General features: G+C 45.3%; 13 protein-coding genes. All 13 read right to left on the reverse strand.

Features of this window, described 5'->3' with window-relative positions; translation table 11 throughout:
• Positions 1 to 52: 52 nt before the first annotated feature.
• Positions 53 to 928 carry a DMT family transporter gene (locus M1L66_RS32550; RefSeq protein ID WP_434689834.1) on the reverse strand — a complete coding sequence of 292 codons (876 nt, stop codon included), beginning with the start codon at positions 926 to 928 and terminating at the stop codon, positions 53 to 55.
• A 196-nt stretch (positions 929 to 1,124) separates the two neighbouring features.
• Positions 1,125 to 1,922 carry an HAD hydrolase family protein gene (locus tag M1L66_RS32555; RefSeq protein WP_187023725.1) on the reverse strand — a complete coding sequence of 266 codons (798 nt, stop codon included), beginning with the start codon at positions 1,920 to 1,922 and terminating at the stop codon, positions 1,125 to 1,127.
• Complete coding sequence (locus tag M1L66_RS32560; RefSeq protein ID WP_187023724.1) at positions 1,919 to 2,503, reverse strand: xanthine phosphoribosyltransferase; 585 nt, start codon at positions 2,501 to 2,503, stop codon at positions 1,919 to 1,921. The genes M1L66_RS32555 and M1L66_RS32560 overlap by 4 nt, the downstream gene beginning before the upstream one ends.
• A 28-nt stretch (positions 2,504 to 2,531) precedes the next feature.
• Positions 2,532 to 3,650 carry a trigger factor gene (gene tig / locus M1L66_RS32565; RefSeq protein ID WP_434689838.1) on the reverse strand — a complete coding sequence of 373 codons (1,119 nt, stop codon included), beginning with the start codon at positions 3,648 to 3,650 and terminating at the stop codon, positions 2,532 to 2,534.
• A 148-nt stretch (positions 3,651 to 3,798) separates the two neighbouring features.
• Positions 3,799 to 5,199, reverse strand: coding sequence for an aminopeptidase (locus tag M1L66_RS32570; protein WP_002605209.1), 1,401 nt, complete (start codon positions 5,197 to 5,199; stop codon positions 3,799 to 3,801).
• An 86-nt stretch (positions 5,200 to 5,285) separates the two neighbouring features.
• Entirely contained in the window at positions 5,286 to 5,735 is a 450-nt protein-coding gene (gene dtd, locus M1L66_RS32575) for a D-aminoacyl-tRNA deacylase (protein WP_187023721.1), read from the reverse strand.
• 43 nt (positions 5,736 to 5,778) lie between these two features.
• Positions 5,779 to 7,581, reverse strand: coding sequence for a glycerophosphodiester phosphodiesterase (locus tag M1L66_RS32580; protein ID WP_187023720.1), 1,803 nt, complete (start codon positions 7,579 to 7,581; stop codon positions 5,779 to 5,781).
• A 45-nt stretch (positions 7,582 to 7,626) separates the two neighbouring features.
• On the reverse strand, positions 7,627 to 7,752 hold the full coding sequence (locus M1L66_RS32585; protein WP_434694370.1) for a hypothetical protein: 126 nt from the start codon (positions 7,750 to 7,752) through the stop codon (positions 7,627 to 7,629).
• Positions 7,718 to 8,410, reverse strand: a complete 693-nt coding sequence (locus tag M1L66_RS32590) for a GTP pyrophosphokinase (protein ID WP_187023817.1) — start codon at positions 8,408 to 8,410, stop codon at positions 7,718 to 7,720. The genes M1L66_RS32585 and M1L66_RS32590 overlap by 35 nt, the downstream gene beginning before the upstream one ends.
• A 131-nt stretch (positions 8,411 to 8,541) precedes the next feature.
• On the reverse strand, positions 8,542 to 9,591 hold the full coding sequence (locus M1L66_RS32595; protein WP_434689841.1) for a S1 RNA-binding domain-containing protein: 1,050 nt from the start codon (positions 9,589 to 9,591) through the stop codon (positions 8,542 to 8,544).
• Between the two features lie 190 nt (positions 9,592 to 9,781).
• Complete coding sequence (locus M1L66_RS32600) at positions 9,782 to 11,146, reverse strand: MATE family efflux transporter (RefSeq protein WP_434689844.1); 1,365 nt, start codon at positions 11,144 to 11,146, stop codon at positions 9,782 to 9,784.
• 237 nt (positions 11,147 to 11,383) lie between these two features.
• Positions 11,384 to 21,361 (reverse strand): doubled motif LPXTG anchor domain-containing protein, encoded by a 9,978-nt coding sequence (locus tag M1L66_RS32605; RefSeq protein ID WP_434689846.1) that lies wholly within the window; start codon positions 21,359 to 21,361, stop codon positions 11,384 to 11,386.
• Positions 21,249 to 25,751: an InlB B-repeat-containing protein gene (locus M1L66_RS32610; protein WP_434689847.1), complete on the reverse strand. Its 4,503-nt coding sequence runs from the start codon at positions 25,749 to 25,751 to the stop codon at positions 21,249 to 21,251. The genes M1L66_RS32605 and M1L66_RS32610 overlap by 113 nt, the downstream gene beginning before the upstream one ends.
• Positions 25,752 to 25,754 lie beyond the last annotated feature (3 nt).

Raw genomic sequence — 25,754 nt, forward strand, 5'->3', positions numbered from 1 at the left:
AAAAGCTATGGAATTATTGCCCGGCAATATTTCCATAGCTTTTTCTTACGATTTATCTGTCCTGCGGCCCCCTGCCGCCCATCCACGTCATCCCAAGAATCAGCGCGGCTCCGACCATCTGCGGTACGCTCATGGTCTCCCTGAGTATCACTGCGGATAAGAGAATCGCGGTCACCGGATCGATATAGCTTAGGACCGCCACCGTCTGCGCCGGCAGCTTCTTCATGGCCGAAAAATACAGAAGGTATCCCACTCCGGTATGGACAATCCCCACAAATGCCAGCAGGACCCACGATACCGCCGGAACGGACGCCCAGACCGCAGAGAACGGTTCTGCAGCGGTCAGCACCGTATAGGGAAGCAGGATAACAGCCGCCACGCCCAGCTGTGCAGCAGTTGTCTCCAGCCCGGTCAGGCCCCTCATAAATTTGTTGAGTATCATGACACTGGCATAAAGGACCGCGGCCATCAGGCCGAAGAATATGCCTAGAAGGCCATTTTCACCGTTTTCCAGAAAGAGTACATTGGATACCAGGAGCATTCCGATGACCGCTCCTACCGCACAGCCCAGCTTTTTCTTTGTCAGCTTCTCCCCCAGCACAATGGGCGACACAAGGATCACGAACACCGGGGCAAAATAGTAGCTGAGTGTCGCACACGACACCGTCGTATATCGGTAGGCCTCAAACAGAAAAATCCAGTTAAAACCGATTGCCGCTCCTGAAAGCACCAGCACCAGCCAGTTGCCCTTAATCGCTCTCCAGTTGACCGGCTGTTTCATCAGACATCCGGCCGTGACCAGAAAGAGGCAGCCAATCACGCCCCGCACCAGGGCAATCACACTGGAGGGGAGCGCGATCCCCCGTACAAACAGGCCAATGCTTCCAAACATCAGCATGGCCACAATCACATTCACTTTTGCTTTCATACTTTAACCCATTCCTTTGTTAAACTACGATTAACTTTAGTTGTTTTTCCTGGGAATGTCAACCTCTTTTCAAACAAAGACAGGCGCCACTCCGAATTAACGGCCGTGGCGCCTGTTACTCTCATATCACTTCAGTCTCCTGCATTGCATGAATATCGCAGTGAAAGTGCAATGCTGCACTGGCTCTGTATGCCGCTTAGATCAGCTTCAGCTTCTTCATGGCATACTCAATTCCATCATCCTCCACATTCTTTGTAAAGAACGTGGCATATGGCTCCAGCTCCACATCATGGTGTCCCATGAGAATACAGTTCTTCGCATGTTCAAACATCGGAAGGTCGTTGGTGCTGTCACCGAACACGTAAGCGTCCTCAAGCGCCATTCCGTACTTCTCCAGAACCACATCGATGGCAGTCGCCTTGGAATAATCCGCCGGAACACATTCATAGAACCCGTCTCCCCGGTCTATGATGTTATATTCCAGCCCCAGCGCCCTTGAAAATCCGGCCAGATCGCTCTGCTCGTCTGCGAATACGCAGAACTTATCGAAATCATAGCAGTCATCTTCCCAGGTATAAGGCGCTCCATGGCCGTCTTTCTCGACATTTTCCCGGATCTGTTCCAGCTGGGTAAATCTGGTTTTGGCTTTTCTGAAATAGCAGTGCTCCGTGCCTTCCAGAATTCCTTCCATATTATACTTTAAAATGTCCTTCTTAATTTGCAGGCCGCGCTCATGAGGAATGGTAAAGGAAAACAGCACCTCGTCATCCACAATCACCCTTGTGCCGCATCCGCAGCAGTAGCCGTCCACTTCAACCAGGCCCTTGATCGGACCGATCAGGCTGTATGTACGGCCGGAATTGATAAATACCAGATGCCCATTGGCCCGCGCTTTCGCAACCGCACGCTTGGCACTCTCCGGTACATTCCGGTTCACTTCAGAAAGAAGTGTCCCATCTATATCAAAAAATAATGCTTTTCTGTTACTCGTCATTCATCACCCCGAAAACGGATACTGCCCGTTTTTTCATCCATGCTTTCTACGATTGCAAGGGATTCGACACGGATTCCATCCGCACGCAGACGGTCTCCTCCAGGCTGAAAGCCCTTCTCAATCACGATTCCTGCACCGACTAACTCCGCTCCCGAATCCTTCACAACAGCTGCCAGGCCCTCTAAAGCCTTGCCGTTAGCAAGGAAATCGTCGATCAGCAGAACCTTGTCTCCAGCGCCTAAAAATTCTTTGGCAACCATGATATCATAGACTTTACCATGTGTAAAAGATTCCACCTTGGTGGTGTAGACATCCCCGGCGATATTCTTCGTCTTGGACTTCTTCGCAAAAACTACCGGAACATCGAAATACTGGGCAACAATACACGCGATGCCAATTCCGGAAGCCTCAATTGTAAGGATCTTATTGATACTGTCATCGGAAAAACGTCTCTTAAACTCCTTTCCGATCTCTTCAAACAGCTTAATATCCATCTGATGGTTTAAAAAGCTGTCTACCTTCAATACATCGCCGGATTTAATCTTTCCGTCTTTCCGTATCCTGTCCTTTAAAAGCTGCATAAAGGTTCCCCCTACTCGTAAAATTTTTTTATTTGATTACTGCATTATCAACTAAAAATTTCATGGTCTTGGTAGAAATCAGATAGTCGTCCACATTATATGCTCCGGCTGACTCAATCATCTGATCTTTACTCTCGTATCCCATCTCTGTCGCAAGATTATCACGATCTTCGTCAGATACGGTTATACCTTCCTGATCCGCGATCGCGTGGAATACCAGTCTCTGCTCAACCGCAGACTTTGCAATATTCTTTACGTAGTTCTCTTTAAAGGTCTCCTCATCCACACCGTAGAACGCGGATGTAAATGTATTTAAATCAATGCCGTACATCGCTGCCTGATTGGTATAGTTGAGCAGATAATTATTGAAGTTCGCATCAACGGCTTCCTGCGTCGTCTCGATCTGACAGTTTTCAACGACTGCTTTCAGGATGTCATTCTCAACTGCCGCCTGCGCCTGGCCTTCCTTCTGCTCCAGAAGGCTCTGCTTTTTGCTTTCCTTATACTCGTCAACCGTCTTGAAATCAGATACTTCCTGAACGAACGCCTCGTCTAATTCCGGCATGTTCTTTTCCTGTACGTTGTTGACAGTTACCTTGAATACAACTGCCTGGCCGGCTAAATCCGCGTTGCCGTAGGATTCCGGGAAGGTTAAGTCGAGCGTCACCTCGTCGCCCTTTTTTGCGCCGATCAGTCCGCTCTCAAACCCGTCAATAAACTGGTGAGAACCGATCACAAGATCCTGTCCCTGAGCGGTACCGCCGTCAAACGCCACGCCATCCTTTGTTCCTACATAGTCAATATTTACCTTATCTGTATCCTGAACAGCACGGTCCACATCATCATAGGTGGTTTTGCTCTCGCGCTCTGATAAGATCGCAGCGTCCACTTCTTCGTCAGATACTTCCACCGGTGTCTTGGTCACTTCGATTCCCTTATAATCACCGAGTATCACAGTACCGTTATCGATTCCGGATAAATCCATCATCTGCAGCTGTTCAGACGCGCCCGCCTCTGAACCGGCCTCCGTAGTAGTCTCGGCAGTGGTTTCCGCAGGTGTCGTCTCTTCTGCCGCCTTCTTGGAGCAGCCTGTCACAACTGCCGCCATAATAAGACCACAGGCAGCAACTTTTAAAAATTTTCTCATAATACGTTCCTTTTCCTTTAATCAAAATAATAAATATATAAAATGCTTCCTGACAGTTATACCATATCGGAGCATGTAAAAAAAGCTTTTTACCGAAATTAACAAAAATTTCAGAATACGCAGCTGCCGTTTACGGCTCCGCAACCCCTTAGGATGCCCTGTAAAAAGCCAGAAACGCTTTGTATGTATTATATACATCCAGCTTGGAGGCCAGCTCAAACGGAGAATGCATGGAAAGAATCGGCACTCCCAGATCGACTACGTCCACGTTCATATGCGCTACATACTGAGCGATTGTTCCGCCGCCGCCCACATCGACAGCACCGAGCTCACCGATCTGCCAGTACACGCCCTCCTGATCCATCATAGCGATGACCTTTGCCATCACTTCGGCGCTGGCATCGTTGGATGAGGACTTCCCACGGCTTCCTGTATATTTAGTCAATACGCATCCCTTATTTAAATAACAGGAATTCCGCTCCTCATAGACATTCGGAAATGTAGGATCGTAAGCCGCATTCACATCGGATGATAAGCAGATGGAATTCCTCAGTGCGCGTTTCACATCTGCGCCCTGTGTCTCCGCCAGTTCTTCTACATAATGGAGTACATAATCGGAGTTTAGTCCGGTATTTCCCACAGAGCCGATCTCTTCCTTATCGGTAAGAATGGTTACAGTGGTGTAGACCGGATTCTCTGTCTCAATCTCCGCCATCAGCGCTGTGTATGCACACACTCGGTCATCCTGTCCGTAAGCGCCGATCATACTGCGGTCCAAACCTACGTCGCTGGCCTTATGAGCCGGAACCAGTTCTATCTCGGCACGGAAAAAATCAGCCTCAGTAATTCCATAACGTTCGTTTAACAGCTGAAGCGCCAGCAGCTTAACCGGCTCCTTGATCTTTGCTTCGTCCACATATGGAATCGAGCCAATAATTACATTCAGCTCTTCCCCCTTCAGTCCATCCTTTAAGGGGCGCATATTCTGCTCAGCCGCCAGATGCGGAAGCAGATCCGTCACACAGAAGACCGGATCGCCTTCCTGTTCCCCGATATTCACCTCTACAATCTCGCCGCTCTTCTTCACGATGACGCCGTGCATGGATAACGGGGTGGCCCCCCACTGATATTTGCGGATTCCACCATAATAATGAGTCTTAAAATACGCCAGATCACTTTTCTCATAGACAGGATTCGGTTTCAGATCAAGGCGTGGGGAGTCGATATGCGCTCCGTTTAAGCGAAGTCCTTCTTCTACAGATTTACTTCCGAACGTTGTCGCTATCACCGACTTTTTCCGGTTTACCAGATATACCTTGTCGCCTGCAGAATACTTCTTACCGGCTTCAAACGGCGTATAGCCTGCGGCTTCCAGGATCTTTACAGCTTCCTTTACGCACTCCCGCTCTGTCTTACCCTTATCCAGAAATGCCTTGTATCCTGCCGAGAAGGCTTCCGCAGCTTCACGCTGTTCCGGCGCCTCCTTTGCAATATTCGGGAATTCCCATATTAATTCCTCTGCTAAAATTTCTCCCTTTGTCTTTTCCATTGTGTAAATAACCTCCATGTTTGTCTGTTTATTTTATTGTTTCAATTTGCGCCCGGTAATCTCTCAAAGGGCAGCTGTATCCTATTTCAGAAAAGTTCGCCGCTGTCAAGCACCAGGGTGAACGGTCCGTCATTTTCCAGATCTATCTTCATATGTGCGCCAAAGCTTCCATGCGCTACCGTCTGAATGTGTTCACGGCACCGGGCAATCACATATTCGTACAGTTCTTCCGCCAGTTTCGGCCCCCCGGCCTTTACAAAGCTGGGCCGGTTGCCCTTTTTACAGTCCGCGTAAAGCGTAAACTGGCTTACCACCAGAAGCGCTCCTCCGACATCAGCCAGCGAAAGATTCGTCTTTCCATTCTCATCTTCAAAGATACGCAGTTTGCATATCTTATCCACCATCCGGTCCGCTGTCTGCTCCGTGTCCGTGTCTGAGACACCCAGAAGAAGCAGAAAACCTTTGCCGATGGCTCCAATTACTTTCCCGTCCACGGACACTGCCGCGCGGGAAACTCTCTGCAGTACAACCTTCATGCCAATAACTCCTGTCTATTAGTAACAGTTCAGACTGTTACGTCTACTTTAATACAAGCCGGAGATATTCAAACAGCGTCTCCGTCGCCCGCTCCCGATAGACGATCTCTCTCGCCAGAACCGGGTAATCTGTGATGATGTTGTCAACTCCCAGCATTTTCATACGCTCCATCTCGCTCTTGTTGTTCACCGTCCACGCATGGATCGCTTTTCCTTTTTCATGGGCGGCTTCCACCAGCTTACCGCTGACAAAGCTGGACCGTATGCTGATAAAATCCACATCATCATCAGAGTAATAATCGCCGTACGCGGCAGAAATAATATATCCGGTTCGTATATCCGGATCTAATTCCTTCACCCTGGACAGATAGGAGAGGCGTGTGGACGTTACCACACACTGTTCCTTCATCTGAAAATCCGAGATCAGCTCCACCACCTTATCCGGCAGGGGACTGTCCTTTCCCAGGTTCTTAATTTCAATATTCATCTTGACCCGGCCCTTGCAGAACTCCATAATTTCTGCGAGCGTCGGAATCCGCTCTCCTTCGAACTCCTTGGAAAACCATTTCCCCACATCCAGATCCTGGAGATCTTCCAGGGTGTAGGAGCCGATAGTCCGGTTCACTCCCGCCACCCGTTTCAGTGTGGAATCATGCCCCAGAACCACCACGCCGTCGGCCGTCTCCTGCACATCGATCTCCACAAAATCGGCCAGATTCTCCACTGCCAGTTCCATCGCGGCCATGGTGTTCTCCGGTGCTGATTTAGAGCTTCCGCGGTGAGCCGTGATCTGGATCTCCGTCAGGATATCATCGGTTATGGCCGAACCATTTCTCACAAGATTGAAGAGAAAAAAGAGGCTGAGCGCCGCCGCCACAGCCACGCCCGCTCCCAGTATCCGTCCGCGGAACGATTTTCTGGAGGGATAGGAGAAATCCCATCGGGGCTCCCGGCTCAGACGGTTGCTGTACTGATAATACTGGACGCTGAGCGCCGCAAAATTCCCCAGAGCCAGGGCCATGCTGGCCAGGAAGATAAGAACCAGCTCGATCCGGTCCCCGACCGCCGGCAGAATCGCCAGCGCCAGGCGGTTATCCGTAAACAGGCTCATACCGATCGCCGCCACCAGGATACAGAAAATATAGATCACATGAAGCAAAACGATCAGTCCCGCATAATATCCGCCCAGCAAAAACACGGTATTCGCCAGATGGCCCTTTAACAGCCTCCGGCTTCGCCTGTAACCGTCCCGGAAGTTCTTCTGTTCGATCATACAGGTGTAAAACGTGTACAGCCCCGGTACAACCGCCAGGATGACCAGCACCACCGCCGCGCAGACCGCCAGGCGGCCGGCATTCTGCTTCATCAGCTCCGACATAACAAAATTCAGCGGCTTGACATGGGTCAACACCCGGTAGATTAAATAGAGGTTGGAAATCCCATAATCGGCCAGAATCAGAAGCCCTAACCGCCAGTTTTTCTTCTTAATCTCATCAGACAGCTTCGATAATCCGCCTAAAAAGATCTCTCCCACACTGAGCTTCCGGAAATACGCCGCCCCCTGAAACAGGGTCAGGAGACATCCGGTCTCAAGCGCAAGAAAGAGGATGCCAATGATACCGATCACAAGAATCATGACGATCGTCCCCGGCTTCAGAAAAAAATAACCAATATTGCCCGCAGTTAAATAGCTGTATCCGGCCATCTTTAAAGACCACTTTAATCCCTTATTAAGCAGGAAGAGATAAAGCGGCCCGGTAAGCAGGCGGTACAGGACTTCAAAAAGCAATGCATTCTTCTGATTAAATTTAAGAATCTGGCATGTTTCCTTCGTCAATGTCCTCATATACAACCTTCTTCTACAGGGTTATTATTTTCAATCCATAGCCTGTCATTCCAATCCATATCCCGTTGTTTCCGTCCCCGCCTGATCTGCTAAAAAGCAGCCCGAACGGATGGAATCCGCTCTGGCTGCCCACATTCTACGGTAATTCTTCCTCTGCCACTTCCTCGTCATCGGGCATCTCCTGATCCTGCGACCGCTGTGCCTCCGCAAGTTCCAAAATAGCCTGATTTAAGGAAAACATCTTTACATCCAGCATATTCACCACATCCGCGCAGGCCTTCAATTCCTGCTGTAAATACGCCGGGGCATTTCCTTCAAATTTGTAATAGATCTTATGTTCCAAACTTGCCCAGAAGTCCATGGCAATGGTTCTGATCTGAATCTCCACCTTCGTATCGACAGGTCCGTCAGTCAGATAAATCGGAATCGTCACAACCATATGATAACTCTTATAGCCATTGGGCTTTGGATTCTTAATGTAATCTTTTACGTAGAGCACCGTAACATCGCTCTGTTTCGTTATCATCTCAGCGATCTGATAGATATCTGATGTAAAGGAACAGATAATCCTTATTCCCGCGATATCGCTTAACTTTTCCACCATGTTGTCGATCGTCACTTCAAATCCGTAGCGCTTCAGCTTCTTAACGATACTGTCCGGTGTCTTAAGACGGGACTTGATGTGCTCAATCGGATTGTAATTGTAGATGTGCACGAACTCATTATTGAGTATCTCAATCTTTGTATTGATTTCCTTTAATGCCGAGTCATACAAAAACATCACAGATTTCCACTGGTCAACCTGGTTAAATGAATTGGGAATATTCATCTTCATTCCTCCCTTCCTCACCACGTGTCCGCATTCTAGTCAGTCCGGGCAGAACCGCGACAAAACGCCTCTGCCCGTTAGAATTAGTATACCATAGAAACCCGGCATTTTATATTCTTTTTCCTGACTTTCTAAAATTTTAATCCTTTTAACAGTGCGCCCAGGCCCGTAGTCACTTCTCCGTCGCCCTTGAAATCGAATCCTTCTAAATCGATTTCCTCTTCCGGTTCGAGGGCCTTCATGCTTAAGCTGATCTTGTTGTCTTTAATGGAGATAATTTTTACTTTTACCGTCTGGCCTTCCTTTAAGACAGCGCCCGGATGTTTGATTCTCTGGTTGCTGATCTGTGAAATATGAAGAAGTCCGGATAAGCCGTTCTCCAGGTTTACAAAGGCGCCATACTCTTTTAGTGTATCCACGGTTCCTTCCATGACGGCTCCCACTTCACACTTGGCGATCTTCTTATTCTTTTCTTCCTGAAGCTTCGCACGCGCAGGCTCCTTACCGGAAAGCACCAGTTTCTTTGCTTCCGGATCAGCGGTAATAACGGTGGCTTCTATTGTCTTTCCATTATATTCCTCTAAGTCCTCAACATATTCCGCCGCCAGCTTGGAAGCCGGAATAAATGCTCTGACGCCCTCCAGATACGCAACGGCTCCGCCCTTTACGATCTCTGCAATCTTAACGTTTACGATGGTGCGGTCGGCCAGCATCGCGGCAAACTTATCCCATAACCGGTTCTCGTTGGCTTCCTTCATGGAAAGCTCGATATTGCCTTCCCCGTCGTCAGTGCTGATGACCGTGGCTGTAATCTCATCGCCGGGATGAATCTCCGCCTGAAGCTGGAAATCAGGATCACCGTTGATGTTCTCCTTGTTGATCACACCGCCTGCGTAATATTTCAAGTCAACCAAAACCTGGTCTTCCGTCACGCCTGCTACAGTTCCGGTCAGGACATCGCCTTCTTTTACGCGCTTAAAGGAAGCTTCCAGTTCTTTGGCATAGTCTTCCATGGTTTCTACGCGGGCTTCCGGTTGTGGTTGTGCTGCTTCTGTTGGCGTTGATTCTGCTGGCGCTGATTCTGCTGACTCCGCTTCTGTTACTGGTTCAGCCGGTGCGTTTACCACCTCTTTCTCTACGAGCACGTCCTGCTCCAGAGTTACATTTTTTTCTTCACTCATGTTTCTCTCCTCCATTTATGTTATTATTTTATGTAAAATTTAATAATTTTCCTTTACAGTATACCATAAACAAAGGGTTCGTGGAAGCCCCGCTATTCCTTCAATTTTCTTAAATATTACTAAATTATTCTGTCCGATGCTTCAGCAAACGCATTTTATCCTATTAAAATTAAAACAAAAACCCGGGAAGTCAATTCTTCCCGGGATAGACACGTTTTCTCAAAAACCATCTCTGTGGATCACGAATCTGAATCTGATAGCACAGCCATAACGGAATACACGCTGCGATCCATGCCAGCGGGCTCGCCATGCAGATCGCCATATATCCCCATTGGCCGGTAAGCGTAAAGGCGATAATGGTTCTTACAACCATCTCCGCCACACCACACAGCATGGGAAGAATTCCATTTCCCAGGCCCTGAAGGACGTTGCGGTACAGAAACAAAAATGCCAGAAATACAAAATACCACGATATGGTGTGCAGATAAGTAGTCGCATATCCTAACACCTCTTCCGATGGATTGGATATGAACCACCGAACAATGCTTTCACCGCACACAGCCGATATGAATACCGCGACCGCCACAGCCCCCAGTACAATCATGTAAGACTGGCGCACGCCTTCCTTTACCCGGTCGAACCGGCCAGCGCCCATATTCTGTCCGCAATACGTCGCCATGGCTGCCCCCAGTGTAATCATAATCTGCGTAGATAAATTCTCGACTTTGGACGCGGCCGTATAGGAAGCCACCACAGTGGACCCAAAGTCATTGATGGCGCTCTGAAGGATCATAACGCCAACCGCAGTAATCGAAAATTGCAGCGCCATCGGAAGTCCCACACTGAACATCTGAACCACCGTATACCACCGGCACCGGAAATCCGACTTTTCCAGCCGCAGCATCGGAAACTTTTTAAACATATAGACAAGACACAGCACCGCGGAAACTCCCTGAGCGATTACCGTAGCCAGTCCGGCGCCGGCCACTCCCATATGGAATGTGATGACAAATAAAAGATCCAGTATCACATTTAAAAGAGATGACACAATCAGGAAATAGAGCGGCGTACGGCTATCCCCGACACCTCTGAGAATGCAGGAAAGCACATTATAATAGAGCGTTGCCCCCAGACCACCATAAATCATCATCAGATATGAGGAGGCGCCTTCCATAATATTGTCAGGCGTTCTCATAAGCCTTAAAAGCGGTTCCGTCGTTACCATGGTTACCGCAGTTAAAACCACCATAACCGCTGCGCTGAGCATCAGCGCCACAGCGACGTAATTTCGCAGCCGTTTCTTGTCACCCGCTCCAAAGGCCTGAGATATCATAACCCCAAATCCGCTGGCGATTCCATTACAGAAACCGATTACAAGGAACACCATGGAACCGGTGGAACCCACGGCCGCCAGTGCCTCCTCTCCAATAAACTGTCCCACAATAATGGAATCCACCATATTGTAAAACTGCTGAAAAATATTTCCGATCAGCAGCGGAATGGAAAACGCCAGAATCAGCTTCAGCGGCTTTCCCTGTGTCATATCCTTTGTCATCTTTACATGCTCCCTGTTTTGTCGCAGATCACGAGTCAATTTTATCAAGTATATAATCTATCACAACTTTTCCACGATTACCAGTGGTTTCTTCAGAAACGGGGGAATGAACAAAAATAGAGAGAAACCGCCCGACAGAGTGTACATTCTGCCGGGCGGTCTTCGTCTGTTGCTTGTTTCTTTGTTGTTTGTTTCTTTGTTATTTATTTCTTTGTTACTTGTTAAATGATACCTGAATTACTTGTTTTCTTCTTTCTTCTTGTTGTTCAGCATTGTAAACGCCGCTAACAGGAAGCCGGAAAGTATTGCTGCTAATCCTGCCTGCGCACCTGCACGATCGCCAGTCTTTGGAAGACCCGCTAACGGCACATTGCCATCATCAATCAGGATTAAGTTGTCTGTCGGGTTACCTTCAACCGGTGCATTTGCTAATGGTACCGCTTCCGGATCGATTGTAACGATAGGTCCATCATCAGTACCAGGACCATTCGGGACGTATGGTTTGTTGTTGTCTGGGGTGCTGCCACCACCGTTTCCACCATTATTATTAGAATTTCTACTAAATGTACCGGTTATTTCAATATCCTGAGCCGGCATCCTGAATGTGCCTGTTTTATCCCAACCGCTAAAGGTGTAACCAGATTTTGTCGGATCAACTTTTACGGTTACTGGAGAATTGTATTCATAGGTCTCTACGCTTCCGTAAAGTTCTCCATCAACCTTATAGGTTACCGTATAACTGTTAATACTGTAACGCCCTTCAATCACTACATTTTCAGCCGGCATATTAAATCCGCTTTCACGATTCCAGCCACTAAATGTATATCCTTCTTTTCGGGGTTCTGATCTCAAGGATACTGGCGCTCCAAATTCATAGCTTTCTGTATCCCCAACTACCTCTCCGTCAATTTTGTATACAACCGTATAGTTATTGACATTAAAACTGCCTTCAATTACTACGTTTCTAGCTGGCATCGTAAATCCATTCGTCTGATTCCAACCACTAAATGTGTGGCCATCCTTTTCAGGCTCTTTTCTCAGGGTTACAGGAGTTCCATATTTGTACATCTCTTTTTCTCCGTAATCCTTACCATCTACTAAATAGGTCACGATATACTCATTAACATCAAAGTTTCCTTCAATTACTACGTTTTCAGCCGGCATAATGAAATCCTCTGTTCTGTTCCAGCCACCAAACTTATGACCTTCTTTTATTGGCTCAGATCTCAATTTAACTGCTGTACCGTATTCGTAAGTTTCAACCTCTCCAGTGATTTCACCGTCAACTTTATAGGTGACCGTATAACTGTTGACATGGAAGCTTCCTTCAATTACTACATTCTCTGCTGGCATTGTAAATCCCGTTTCCTGATTCCAGTGGCTGAACGTATAGCCTTCTTTTAAAGGCTCCTCTCTCAGTGTTACTTCTCTGCCATACTCATAAGTCTCTACTGCCCCGCTTACTTCTCCGTCAACTTTATACGTCACCGTATAGCTGTTAACACTAAAGGTTCCTTCAATTACCACATTCTCTGCTGGCATTGCAAAGTCTTCTTCACGATCCCAACCGCTGAATGTATAGCCTTTCTCTTTTGGTACTTCTCTCATAGTAACCGGGCTTCCGTACTCGTAGGTTTCGATCTCTCCGTACTGACTTCCATCTACCTTATACGTTACTGTGTAGCTGTTAATGCTAAAGCTTCCTTCAATTACTACGTCCTTAGCCGGCATCTTAAATTCAGCGTTTTGATTCCAGTGGCTAAATGTATAACCTTCTTTTGTCGGTTCGGATTTCAGCTGGACTAACTCACCATACTCATGGCTCTCTGTCTCACCATACGGTTCTCCATCTACCTTATATGTCACTGTATAGCTGTTAATCTTGTAAGAGCCTTCAATTACAACATCTTCCGCAGGCATCTTAAATTCGGCTGTCTGACTCCAGCCACTAAATGTATAACCCTCCATTTTCGGCTCTTCTCTCAGAGTTACCGTACTGCCGTACTCATAGGTTTCGTTCTCTCCATACTGAGTTCCATCGACCTTATATGTTACTGTGTAGCTGTTAATACTGAAGTTTCCTTCAATTACTACATCCTTAGCCGGCATAGTGAACTCTGCATTCTGATTCCAGTGGCTGAACGTATAACCTTCTTTTATCGGTTCAGATTTCAGCTGAACTAATTCGCCATACGCATGGGTTTCTGGTTCTCCATACTGTTCTCCATCCACCTTATATGTTACTGTATAGCTGTTAATCTTATAAGAGCCTTCAATTACGACATTTCTAGCAGGCATTATAAATCCAGTTGCGGGATTCCAACCACTAAATGTGTATCCTTCTTTTACTGGATTGTCTCTCAGGATTACTGGTGTTCCGTATTTATATGTTTCTTTTTCTCCATAATCCTTGCCGTCTACTAAATATGTTACGGTATACTCGTTAACATCAAAGTTTCCTTCGATTATCACATTTTCAGCCGGCATAGTGAAATCTTCTGTTCTGTTCCAGCCGCCAAACTTGTGACCTTCTTTTGTTGGTTCGGATCTTAAATTAACAACTGTACCGTAATTGTAAGTCTCTACCTCACCAAATATCTCACCATCGACCTTATAGGTAACTGTATAACTGTTGATAAGGAAGTTTCCTTCAATTACCATATTCTTTGCAGGCATTGTAAATCCAGTGTCCTGGCTCCAGTGGCTGAACGTATAACCTTCTTTTACAGGCTCGCCTCTCAGTGTTACCTCGGCACCATATTCATAGGTCTCTACTTCACCACTCACTTCTCCATCAACTTTATACGTTACTGTATAGCTATTGATCTTATAGGTACCTTCGATAACTACATCATCTGCAGGCATCATAAAGTTATCTTCATGATCCCAACCACTAAATGTATAACCTTCCTTCTTTGGCTCTTCTCTCAGTACTACTGCACTTCCATACTCATAGGTTTCTGTACTGCCATACTGGCTTCCATCCACCTTATATGTTACTGTGTAGCTGTTAATCTTAAAGTTTCCTTCGATTACAACATCATTCGCCGGCATATTAAATTCACTGCTGCGATTCCAGTGGCTAAATGTATAACCCTCTTTTGTTGGTTCGGATCTCAGCTGAACTAATTCATTAAACTCATATGTCTCCTGTTCTCCAAACTGCTCTCCATCCACTTTATATGTCACAGTGTAGCTGTTGATCTGATAGGAGCCTTCTATCACTACATCTTCAGCCGGCATATTAAATCCAGCCTCAGAACTCCAGCCATTAAATGTATAACCTTCTTTAGACGGCTTCTCTCTCAGCGTTACTGCTTCACCGTACTTATAGGTCTCTGGTTCACCAATTTGAGCTCCGTCTACCTTATACGTTACGGTGTAACTGTTTACTATAAAGCTGCCTTTTATTTTAACATCCCTGGCCGGCATTGCAAATTCATTACTATGATCCCAACCACTGAAAGTATATCCTTCCTTCGTTGGATTCTTCTGTAATGTTACTAACTCGCCATATTTATAAATCTCTACCATTCCATATGGCGTTCCATCTACCTCATAAGTTACCTTGTAACTGTTAATGTTAAATGATCCCTTAACTACTACATCCTCTGCTGGCATTGTAAATCTGTCATCATGATCCCAACCGCTAAATGTATAGCCCTCCTTCTGAGGTGCTTCTTTCAGCTTAACTTGTGATCCATAAGAGTACGTTTCTATTGAATCATAAAACTTATCATCAACAAAGTATGTTACAGTATATTCATTCACCTTAAAGCTTCCTTCAATCACTACATTTTCAGCTGGCATATTAAATCCAGTTTCAGAACTCCAACCGCCAAATGTATAGCCCTCTTTTTGAGGTTCCTGCCTCAGCTCTACAGGTGCATTGTACTCATAGGTCTCGATGTCACCATAAAGTTCACCATCGACCTTATATGTTACCGTATAACTATTAATACTGTAATGGCCTTCAATTTCCACATTTTCAGCCGGCATATTAAATCCGCTTTCACGATCCCAGCCGCTAAATGTATAGCCCTCTTTCTGAGGTTCTGTTCTCAAGGACACTGGCGCTCCAAATTCATAGCTTTCTGTATCCCCAACTACCTCTCCGTCAACTTTATATACAACCGTATAGCTATTGATGCTGAAGCTGCCTTCAATTACTACGTTTTTAGCTGGCATTACAAATCCATCAGTTTGATTCCAGCCACTAAATGTATGGCCTTCTTTTTCAGGATCTTTTCTCAGGGTTACAGAAGTTCCGTATTTGTATGTTTCTTTTTCTCCATAATCCTTGCCGTCTACTAAATACGTTACGGTATACTCGTTAACATCGAAGTTTCCTTCAATTACAACATTTTCAGCCGGCATAGTGAAATCTTCTGTTCTGTTCCAGCCGCCAAACTCATGACCCTCTTTTGATGGTTCGGATCTCAATTTAACCTCTGTACCATACTCGTAAGACTCAACTTCTCCAGTTATTTCACCATCAACTATATAGGTAACAGTATAACTGTTGATCTTGAAGCTTCCTTCAATCACTACATTTTCTGCAGGCATGGTAAATCCTGTCGTCCGACTCCAGTGGCTGAACGTATAGCCTTCTTTTACCGGTTCTTCTCTCAATGATACATCTGCACCATACTCATAGGACTCTGTTTCACCGCTTATCTCTCCGTCGACTTTATACGTCACCGTATAGCTGTTGATTTTAAAGCTTCCTTCGATTACGATATCCCCTGCAGGCATTGTGAAACTCCCTTTGCGATTCCAGCCATTAAATGTGTAACCTTCCCGCCCTGGTTCTTCTCTCAGCGTTACTGTACTTCCATATTCATAGGTTTCTGTACTGCCATACTGAACTCCATCTACCTTATACGTTACGGTATAGCTGTTAATTCCAAAGTTTCCTTCGATCACAACATCTTTTGCAGGCATCCGGAAATCTTCACCGTAATTCCAATGGCTAAATGTATACCCTTCCTTTGTCGGCTCGGATTTCAACCGGACTAATTCATTATACTTATATACTTCCGGTTCTCCATACTGCTGTCCATCTACCTTATACGTTACTGTATAGCTGTTGATCTCATAAGAACCTTCAATCACGACGTCTTCCGCCGGCATCTTAAATCCGTTCTCATAACTCCAGCCCTTGAATGTGTAGCCTTCCCTGGATGGCTTTTCCCTCAGCGTTACCGCCGCTCCATACTCGTAGGTCTCTTTCTCTCCATACTGCTCTCCGTCTACCTTATACGTTACAGTATAGCTGTTGACCTTATAAGAGCCTTCAATTACTACGTCTTCCGCTGGCATCTCAAATGCTTCCGTACGGCTCCAGCCACTAAATGTATAACCTTCTTTCTCCGGGCTCTGCCTTACCGTTACCAACGTTCCGTAATTATACGTTTCCACCTCTCCAACTGGCTTTCCATCTACCTTATACGTTACTTTGTAGCTGTTGATGTCAAAGCTTCCTTCTATCTCAACATTTTTTGCCGGCATATGAAACGTCCTGCCTGCTATAGAGTTTGAAAGCAGCTTCTGAATAAAGTTCTCTTTCACATCTTCACTGCTCCAGCCGCTAAAGGTATAGCCTTCTCTTTCTGCGTCCGCTTTTACAGTGACTTCCTGATTATACTGGTAGGTTTCTGTTTCTCCGGTCTGCTTTCCATCTACCAGATACGTCACGGTATAATTGTTAATCGTAAAGCTTCCTTCAATTACCACATCCTTTGCGGGCATATCAAACCCGGTATCACGACTCCAGCCGCCAAATGTATAACCTTCTTTTTCCGGAGCTTCTCTAAGAGTCACAGGTGCATTAAACTCATACGTTTCCACTTCTCCTACCTGTTCCCCATCAACTCTGTATGTCACTTTATAGCTGTTGATTTTAAAGCTTCCCTTGATCACTACATCATGTGCCGGCATTGCAAATCCGTCTTCATGATCCCATTCGCTGAAGGTATATCCTTCCTTCTCCGGCTCTTTCTGAAGTGTTACTGCACTTCCGTATTCATACGTTTCTTCCTTACCATAAGCACTTCCGTCTACCTCATACGTTACCTTGTAGCTGTTAATGCTGAATGACCCATTAATGACTACATTTTCTGCAGGCATCGTAAAGTCTTCCTTATGGTCCCAGCCGCTGAAGGTATAGCCTTCCTTCTCCGGGGCCTCTTTCAGCTTCACAGCAGTTCCATACAAATACGTCTCTGCTGTTTCATAAGGTTTACCGTCTACCAGATACGTTACCGTATACTCGTTTGCAGTAAAGCTTCCTACAATCACTACATCTTCGGCCGGCATGGCGAAGTCTTCCTTCAGATTCCAGCCACTGAACTTATGTCCTTCTTTTTCCAGATCATCTCTGATTGTTACAAGCGTTCCGTACTCATAGGTTTCTGTTTCTCCGGACTGTACTCCGTCTACCTGATAGGTTACTTTGTAGCTGTTAATATCAAAATGTCCTTCAATTACCACATCCTTCGCCGGCATGCGGAACGTCTTTCCCGCGATAGAAGAAGACAGTAATCTTTGGATAAATGATTGCCTGACATCTTCACTGCTCCAGCCGCTGAAGGTATAGCCTTCCTTCGTTTCGTCTGCTCTTACGGTTACCTCTTCATTATACTGGTGCTTTTTCTCATCAATAACCTTTCCGTCTACCTTATAGGTTACCGTATAATCGTTGATGCTGAAGTTTCCCTTGATCTCTACATCTTTTGCAGGCATCTTAAACCCGCTGGTCTCGCTCCAGCCGCTAAAGGTATATCCCTCCTTCGTTGGCGCATCTCTCAGCGTTACATCTTCTCCAAATTTATAGGTATCTACCTTTCCATATAACTGGTCATCAACCTTATAGGTAACTGTATAGCTGTTAATCTCGAAATGTCCTTCAACCACTATATTTTCTGCAGGCATCGTAAATCCTGACTCTCGGCTCCAGTGACTGAACGTATAACCTTCTTTTGCAGGTTCCTCTCTCAGTGTTACTACTGCTCCATACTCATAAGTTTCTGCTTCACCGCTTATCTCACCGTCAACTTTATACGTCACCGTATAGCTGTTGATCTTAAAGCTTCCTTCGATTACAACATCCTCTGCAGGCATCGTAAAGTTATTTTCACGATTCCAGCCACTAAATGTGTAACCTTTCGTCTCAGGTTCAGCCCTCAGCGTTACTGCGCTTCCATACTTATGAGTCTCGGTATCTCCGTACTGGACTCCATCTACCTTATACGTTACGGTATAGCTGTTAATTCCAAAGTTTCCTTCGATCACAACATCTTTTGCAGGCATCCGGAAATCTTCACCGTAATTCCAATGGCTAAATGTATACCCTTCCTTTGTCGGCTCGGATTTCAACCGGACTAATTCATTATACTTATATACTTCCGGTTCTCCATACTGCTGTCCATCTACCTTATACGTTACTGTATAGCTGTTGATCTCATAAGAACCTTCAATCACGACGTCTTCCGCCGGCATCTTAAATCCGTTCTCATAACTCCAGCCCTTGAATGTGTAGCCTTCCCTGGATGGCTTTTCCCTCAGCGTTACCGCCGCTCCATACTCGTAGGTCTCTTTCTCTCCATACTGCTCTCCGTCTACCTTATACGTTACAGTATAGCTGTTGATCTTATAAGAGCCTTCAATTACTACGTCTTCCGCTGGCATCTCAAATGCTTCCGTACGGCTCCAGCCACTAAATGTATAACCTTCTTTCTCCGGGCTCTGCCTTACCGTTACCAACGTTCCGTAATTATACGTTTCCACCTCTCCAACTGGCTTTCCATCTACCTTATACGTTACTTTGTAGCTGTTGATGTCAAAGCTTCCTTCTATCTCAACATTTTTTGCCGGCATATGAAACGTCCTGCCTGCTATAGAGTTTGAAAGCAGCTTCTGAATAAAGTTCTCTTTCACATCTTCACTGCTCCAGCCGCTAAAGGTATAGCCTTCTCTTTCTGCGTCCGCTTTTACAGTGACTTCCTGATTATACTGGTAGGTTTCTGTTTCTCCGGTCTGCTTTCCATCTACCAGATACGTCACGGTATAATTGTTAATCGTAAAGCTTCCTTCAATTACCACATCCTTTGCGGGCATATCAAACCCGGTATCACGACTCCAGCCGCCAAATGTATAACCTTCTTTTTCCGGAGCTTCTCTAAGAGTCACAGGTGCATTAAACTCATACGTTTCCACTTCTCCTACCTGTTCCCCATCAACTCTGTATGTCACTTTATAGCTGTTGATTTTAAAGCTTCCCTTGATCACTACATCATGTGCCGGCATTGCAAATCCGTCTTCATGATCCCATTCGCTGAAGGTATATCCTTCCTTCTCCGGCTCTTTCTGAAGTGTTACTGCACTTCCGTATTCATACGTTTCTTCCTTACCATAAGCACTTCCGTCTACCTCATACGTTACCTTGTAGCTGTTAATGCTGAATGACCCATTAATGACTACATTTTCTGCAGGCATCGTAAAGTCTTCCTTATGGTCCCAGCCGCTGAAGGTATAGCCTTCCTTCTCCGGGGCCTCTTTCAGCTTCACAGCAGTTCCATACAAATACGTCTCTGCTGTTTCATAAGGTTTACCGTCTACCAGATACGTTACCGTATACTCGTTTGCAGTAAAGCTTCCTACAATCACTACATCTTCGGCCGGCATGGCGAAGTCTTCCTTCAGATTCCAGCCACTGAACTTATGTCCTTCTTTTTCCAGATCATCTCTGATTGTTACAAGCGTTCCGTACTCATAGGTTTCTGTTTCTCCGGACTGTACTCCGTCTACCTGATAGGTTACTTTGTAGCTGTTAATATCAAAATGTCCTTCAATTACCACATCCTTCGCCGGCATGCGGAACGTCTTTCCCGCGATAGAAGAAGACAGTAATCTTTGGATAAATGATTGCCTGACATCTTCACTGCTCCAGCCGCTGAAGGTATAGCCTTCCTTCGTTTCGTCTGCTCTTACGGTTACCTCTTCATTATACTGGTGCTTTTTCTCATCAATAACCTTTCCGTCTACCTTATAGGTTACCGTATAATCGTTGATGCTGAAGTTTCCCTTGATCTCTACATCTTTTGCAGGCATCTTAAACCCGCTGGTCTCGCTCCAGCCGCTAAAGGTATATCCCTCCTTCGTTGGCGCATCTCTCAGCGTTACATCTTCTCCAAATTTATAGGTATCTACCTTTCCATATAACTGGTCATCAACCTTATAGGTAACTGTATAGCTGTTAATCTCGAAATGTCCTTCAACCACTATATTTTCTGCAGGCATCGTAAATCCTGACTCTCGGCTCCAGTGACTGAACGTATAACCTTCTTTTGCAGGTTCCTCTCTCAGTGTTACTACTGCTCCATACTCATAAGTTTCTGCTTCACCGCTTATCTCACCATCAACTTTATACGTCACCGTATAACTGTTGATCTTAAAGCTTCCTTCGATTACAACATCCTCTGCAGGCATCGTAAAGTTATTTTCACGATTCCAGCCACTAAATGTGTAACCTTCCGTCTCAGGTTCAGCCCTCAGCGTTACTGCGCTTCCATACTCATGAGTCTCGGTATCTCCGTACTGGACTCCGTCCACCTTATATGTCACATTGTAGCTGTTAATACTGAAATTTCCCTTAATTACAACATCATTTGCAGGCATCGTAAATGCTTCTTTTTGACTCCAATGGCTGAACGTATACCCGTCTTTTGTCGGTTCATCTCTAATCTCAACCATTTCGCCAAAGTCATACGATTCTTCTTCCCCGTAGAGAGATCCATCTACTTCATATCTTACCGTATATTTGTTGATCTCAAAGTGTCCTTCGATTACCACGTTCTCTGCAGGCATTGTAAATCCACTGTCACGACTCCAGCCTTTAAAAGAGTATCCTTCCTTTACTGGTTTTTCTCTTAAAGAAACATTTTCGCCATATTGATGCGTTTCTACTGCACCGTATGTGGAATTGTCTACTTTATAGGTTACTGTATAACTATTAACGCCAAAGCTTCCAGTTATCTTTATATCGTGAGCAGGCATCTTAAACATTTCAGCATCTTTACCATTAATTTTCCAACCGCTAAAGCTATATCCTTTGGCAGCTGCATCGGCGGCAATTGTTACATCTTCCCCGACTCTGTATGTTTTTTGCCTGAGGCAAAGAACTAACACCATCTGGTACGTTTCCTGTATATTCATACTTTACACTATAACTTTTCCTGTCATAATACAATTTAACAACCAGTTTTCCATCACCTGTAATTGTTTTATCTGCAGGCGTTGTTAAAGCGGCATTATACTCAAAACCGTCGTTTGTGTAATCTTTAGGAGAAAACGTAGCCTTCTCTCCAGTTACTCCTGAACCGGTCTCTGTGTCAGTCTCTACCAGTTCATATTCCTCAGGATTATCAACGGACTGCTGATGGTGTTCTATTGTGTAAGGAGTATCTGTATTCCTGGTATAATATAACTTCAATACAGTACTACCATCGCCTTGCACTTCCGCCTCTGTAATATTATCCTCAATCCCGGAAGCATACGTAAATCCTGGAATTGTTTTCTTGTAATCATCATCCTTTACAATAGTTCCTGTAGTAGAATATTTGGTTGCTACTTCAGTCGCTTTTTGTGGATAACTTTTATCTAACTGCTGTGTATAATGTTCTACAGTGAATGGAATACCATCTTTTGGTTTCCATATTGCATACAGATCAACATTAGCATCTTTAATTACAAAAGAATTGTTTGTGCCGTTTGATACATATCGAGGTGATGTTGATGCTTTATCTGTATCCCAGCCTAAGAATTCATATCCTATGCGGCTAGGTATATTATTATAATTTACACGCACAGTGGTTCCCTCGCTATAATTCTGCGTAGGCGGAACATTTTCATTACCACCATTTGGCCAATATCTTACAGAATAAGTATTTTTATCCACTACAATACCGTCGACATGCCAATCTCCCTGATCTTTAATTACGTACCATAAAACTTTCTGCGTAGCTGGATTAAAACTTTTTCCTGCTTTTTGGGCCGCTGCCGCTATAGCTGTACCAGATGGTTCTCTTAAAATATTAGCTGCAACCATTTCAGGGTTATTATTTATTTCTATTTTATTCCTTAAGGTACCAGTTAACTGTGTCTGTGAAGTTGACGGATAATAATCACCTGGTCCATATCCATTAGGTTCAAAAGGAGCTTTTCCATCTGTTCTAATAAAGAATTTAGCCTCCCGGCCATCTGTTCCTTTCTTATTAAGCCACGTAGCATATAGTGTTATATCACTGGTAATAGTAGTATTAGTTTTTTCATCAATATTCGGCGGATACTGTACGCCTTCAATAAATGTCTGTTGAAGCATTTCTGTACCACTATGATGTCCAGACTTTTCACCATGCCAACCAACAAACTCATATCCGTTTTTATTTGTAAAAGGATTATCGGGTGTTATAATTTTCCCCTCATCACCTACTGTCACGGTAAATGGTTCACCAGTGCCTCCATAATCCTCATTAGGATCAAAGGTCACCGTTATTGTTATTGGCTCAAACCAAAAATAGAGATCTTCATTACTATTGAAACTCTGCCAACTATCTCCTTTATCTTTAAGAGAATATTCTAATATATATTTTCTTTTAGCCTGTTGACGAATGCGAAGTACAGATTCACCGTCATATTGGTTGCCAATAGTTGCCTTCACAAATTTATAGGACTTAAAAGCCTCACTTTCATTATTTTTAATATCTTGTGCAATATTGGAAATCATCAAGCCTGAAGTTGTAAGTGTAAAACGGTTCCACCAGTCTCCAACATAATTATTGGTACCAATCGATTTTCCGTCAATACTCATAGTTCTAATTTTTGCAGCCATACTTGTGTTGGTAAAATATATTGCATAGATTGAAAAATGTTCTGCATCAAAAGCAATCATCTCGATTGAATTATTATCGGCTACGTCTACCGCGTCAGATACTGATTCGACCTTTTCAACTTCTTCAACGCTAACCTTTTCAACACTTTCAGATGTTGCATCAACATCACCGGTATCAATATGAGTAATCTCTACCTTTTCAGCTTCCGCACTCTTCTCTTCAATCGCCTTACCAGCAAATGTAACTTCTACATATCCATTATCACTCCAGCTATTATCCAGAGCCTCCAGTTCGCCTGCTTCATTCTCCACAAATAACTTAATATCATAAGCCAGAACCGTATTCGCGGAAGTATCTTCACCAGTCTCCTCTGCCGTCTTTTCCTTAACAGCCTCCTCAACCTTCTCCGTAACTTCTGTCACCTTCGCTACAGTTCCTGCTGGCAGAATTCCTTCTTCTGCATGAAGGCTCACGACTACATCGCCCAGAGTCTTGCTGAAATTAAATTCCGGATGCTCCCCAATCTCCGCCATCGCCACAACGATTTCCTGTTCTTCCTCAATCTCCGGAACAACAAACCGTTTTACGCCTGTATCTGCATTTGAAACAGTAGCTTCGTCATCTTCTACAGCTTCAAGGCTTTCTCCATTTGCAGTTACATGGTCAATAACATAGCCAACCTGTGGTTTTACGGTAAATGTTAAATCTTTTCCTTCTTCTACATTCTTAGCGCCCTTTACAGCAGCCGTACCAACTGGTGTAACCGTATAAGTAACGGCATAGCCTTCTTTAGACACGTCGATATGCAGCTTATCCAAAGTAGTAACATAGGCCTTTGCATAATAGGACTCATCCAATACTACCTGGCCATAGGTCTTGCCGCTGGTGGTCCCTGTTTTCGATACTTCTTCTTTTTCGTCAGCTTCAGGATCCACTACCAGAGAATCGTTCTTCTTTCCGTCTTCTCCGTTAGCAGCATGATCCTTTCCATCAACTGTTGTATCGTCTGCCTTATTATCTTCCGCAGCATTTTTGTCTGCATTATCTTTATCAGCATTATCCTTATCAGAATTATCATCAATTACAGCATCGCCCTGGCCGTCGTCCGGTTTGGATACTTCGCCCTGGTCATCTGCCTTAGCATCAGAAGAATCCTGGTTTTCTCCATTGTCAGGAGTCACAGCATCTGCCTTATTGTCCTCACCAGCGCTGTTCCCTTCTTCTCCATCAGGAGTCACTACTGCATCTTTATCAGCATTGCCGCCGTTGCTGCCGTCTTCTGTATTTGTATTGCTATTAACATCTTCGCTATCATGCTTATCGCTGGTATCTGTGTTATCAGCTTTATCGGTTTTATCAGCGGCATCAACTTCATCTTCCTTACCTTCATCAGAAGATACCTTGTCGCTCTCCTTACTTCCCGCATCACCATTGACTGCAGTTGTAAGAATATGAGTATAATGACGTTTCAAAGTCGCTGCCGATACCAGAGAGTCCCCATGATCGGAACCGCTGTCAGAAGAGCCGCTGTTCGAAGATCCACTATCAGATGCTCCACCGTTCGAAGCCCCACCATCAGACACTCCACTATTCGATGCTCCGCCATCAGATGCCGCCCCACCATTGGAAGCTCCACTCTCAGAATTCCCCGCTTCGGCCTTTCCGCCGTCTTCGGTCTTGTTCGTATCGCTATTCTGCGCGCCGCCGTTCGTTCCGGTATGGTCTTCCGGCTTCTGAACTTGTTCTTCTTTTCCTGTATTCGTATTGGAATGATCGGTATTTTCCCCATCTGCGTTTGCATCCGGGTTCTGAACCGTTCCGTCATTTATTCCGTTTCCATCACTTACATTAGCATCTGGATTCTGAACGCCATCTGCTGCATTTCCATTTTCTCCGTCTAAGCCTGCATCCGGATTCTGAACCTCACCGTTTGCCGCGCCTTCTCCGTCCACATTCGCATCCGGGTTCTGTACTTCGCCGCTTGTGGTACCATTTCCATCAGCCGCATTGCTGTCCGGATTCTCTACGCTTCCATCAGCCGCATTTCCGTCCGGATTCTGCACGCTTCCGTCAACCGTTCCGTTTTCCCCGCCTGCATTCTCATCCGGGTTCTGTACTTCGCCGCCAGCCGCGCCGTTCGTACCTGCACCGCCAGCGCCTCCGTTTCCGTTACCTTCACCGCCAACCGGTGCAGTCGGTGCTTCCGCATCCAGTAAAGTAGAATTCCCCTTTACCGTTACCTTCTGAGTCGTATATCCGTCAATTCTGGAACGGAATGTCACTCTCGCATCAGAATCGTTGATATACAGGAAAATGATATCCTCATCGCCTGTAATCTGATATCCTTCGGGATCGCCGTTAATACGGATAAACATACGAAGCTCTGCTCCGTCTGCATATTCCTCTTCGTCCATATCGTAAGCCGGTGCAAACTCAAATACAGAACCTGTTTCAAACAGCCTCTGATATTCCTTTGCAAGGCTTCGGTCGGATGTATCCACGCCGAGGTCCTCAAAATTAAATTCATCGCCATTATCAATGGCTGCCTGTGCAGAGTCTCTCAAATCCTCTCCGCTCATCACAAATGTAGCATTCTCTTTCTCAAAAGCAGCAGCCACATCCGCCCATGACACCATGTTAAAAGAAGTCATGGTAAGAACAAATGACAGGAATCCCGCCAAACCTCTTTTTAACTTTTTCTTTAATCCCTTCATAGC

The sequence above is a fragment of the Hungatella sp. SB206 genome (genome assembly GCF_051132295.1).
Lineage (GTDB): Bacteria > Bacillota > Clostridia > Lachnospirales > Lachnospiraceae > Hungatella > Hungatella effluvii.

What these genes read in the sequence shown, in the direction of transcription:
- M1L66_RS32560 (WP_187023724.1), bottom strand. Translation starts at nt 2,503, where the DNA reads ATGCAGCTTTTAAAGGACAGGATACGGAAAGACGGAAAGATTAAATCC.
- M1L66_RS32570 (WP_002605209.1), bottom strand. Translation starts at nt 5,199, where the DNA reads ATGGAAAAGACAAAGGGAGAAATTTTAGCAGAGGAATTAATATGGGAA.
- M1L66_RS32585 (WP_434694370.1), bottom strand. Translation starts at nt 7,752, where the DNA reads ATGACGAGGAAGTGGCAGAGGAAGAATTACCGTAGAATGTGGGCAGCC.
- M1L66_RS32550 (WP_434689834.1), bottom strand. Translation starts at nt 928, where the DNA reads ATGAAAGCAAAAGTGAATGTGATTGTGGCCATGCTGATGTTTGGAAGC.
- dtd (WP_187023721.1), bottom strand. Translation starts at nt 5,735, where the DNA reads ATGAAGGTTGTACTGCAGAGAGTTTCCCGCGCGGCAGTGTCCGTGGAC.
- M1L66_RS32595 (WP_434689841.1), bottom strand. Translation starts at nt 9,591, where the DNA reads ATGAGTGAAGAAAAAAATGTAACTCTGGAGCAGGACGTGCTCGTAGAG.
- M1L66_RS32610 (WP_434689847.1), bottom strand. Translation starts at nt 25,751, where the DNA reads ATGAAGGGATTAAAGAAAAAGTTAAAAAGAGGTTTGGCGGGATTCCTG.
- tig (WP_434689838.1), bottom strand. Translation starts at nt 3,650, where the DNA reads ATGAGAAAATTTTTAAAAGTTGCTGCCTGTGGTCTTATTATGGCGGCA.
- M1L66_RS32555 (WP_187023725.1), bottom strand. Translation starts at nt 1,922, where the DNA reads ATGACGAGTAACAGAAAAGCATTATTTTTTGATATAGATGGGACACTT.
- M1L66_RS32580 (WP_187023720.1), bottom strand. Translation starts at nt 7,581, where the DNA reads ATGAGGACATTGACGAAGGAAACATGCCAGATTCTTAAATTTAATCAG.
- M1L66_RS32600 (WP_434689844.1), bottom strand. Translation starts at nt 11,146, where the DNA reads ATGACAAAGGATATGACACAGGGAAAGCCGCTGAAGCTGATTCTGGCG.
- M1L66_RS32605 (WP_434689846.1), bottom strand. Translation starts at nt 21,361, where the DNA reads ATGAATATACAGGAAACGTACCAGATGGTGTTAGTTCTTTGCCTCAGG.
- M1L66_RS32590 (WP_187023817.1), bottom strand. Translation starts at nt 8,410, where the DNA reads ATGAATATTCCCAATTCATTTAACCAGGTTGACCAGTGGAAATCTGTG.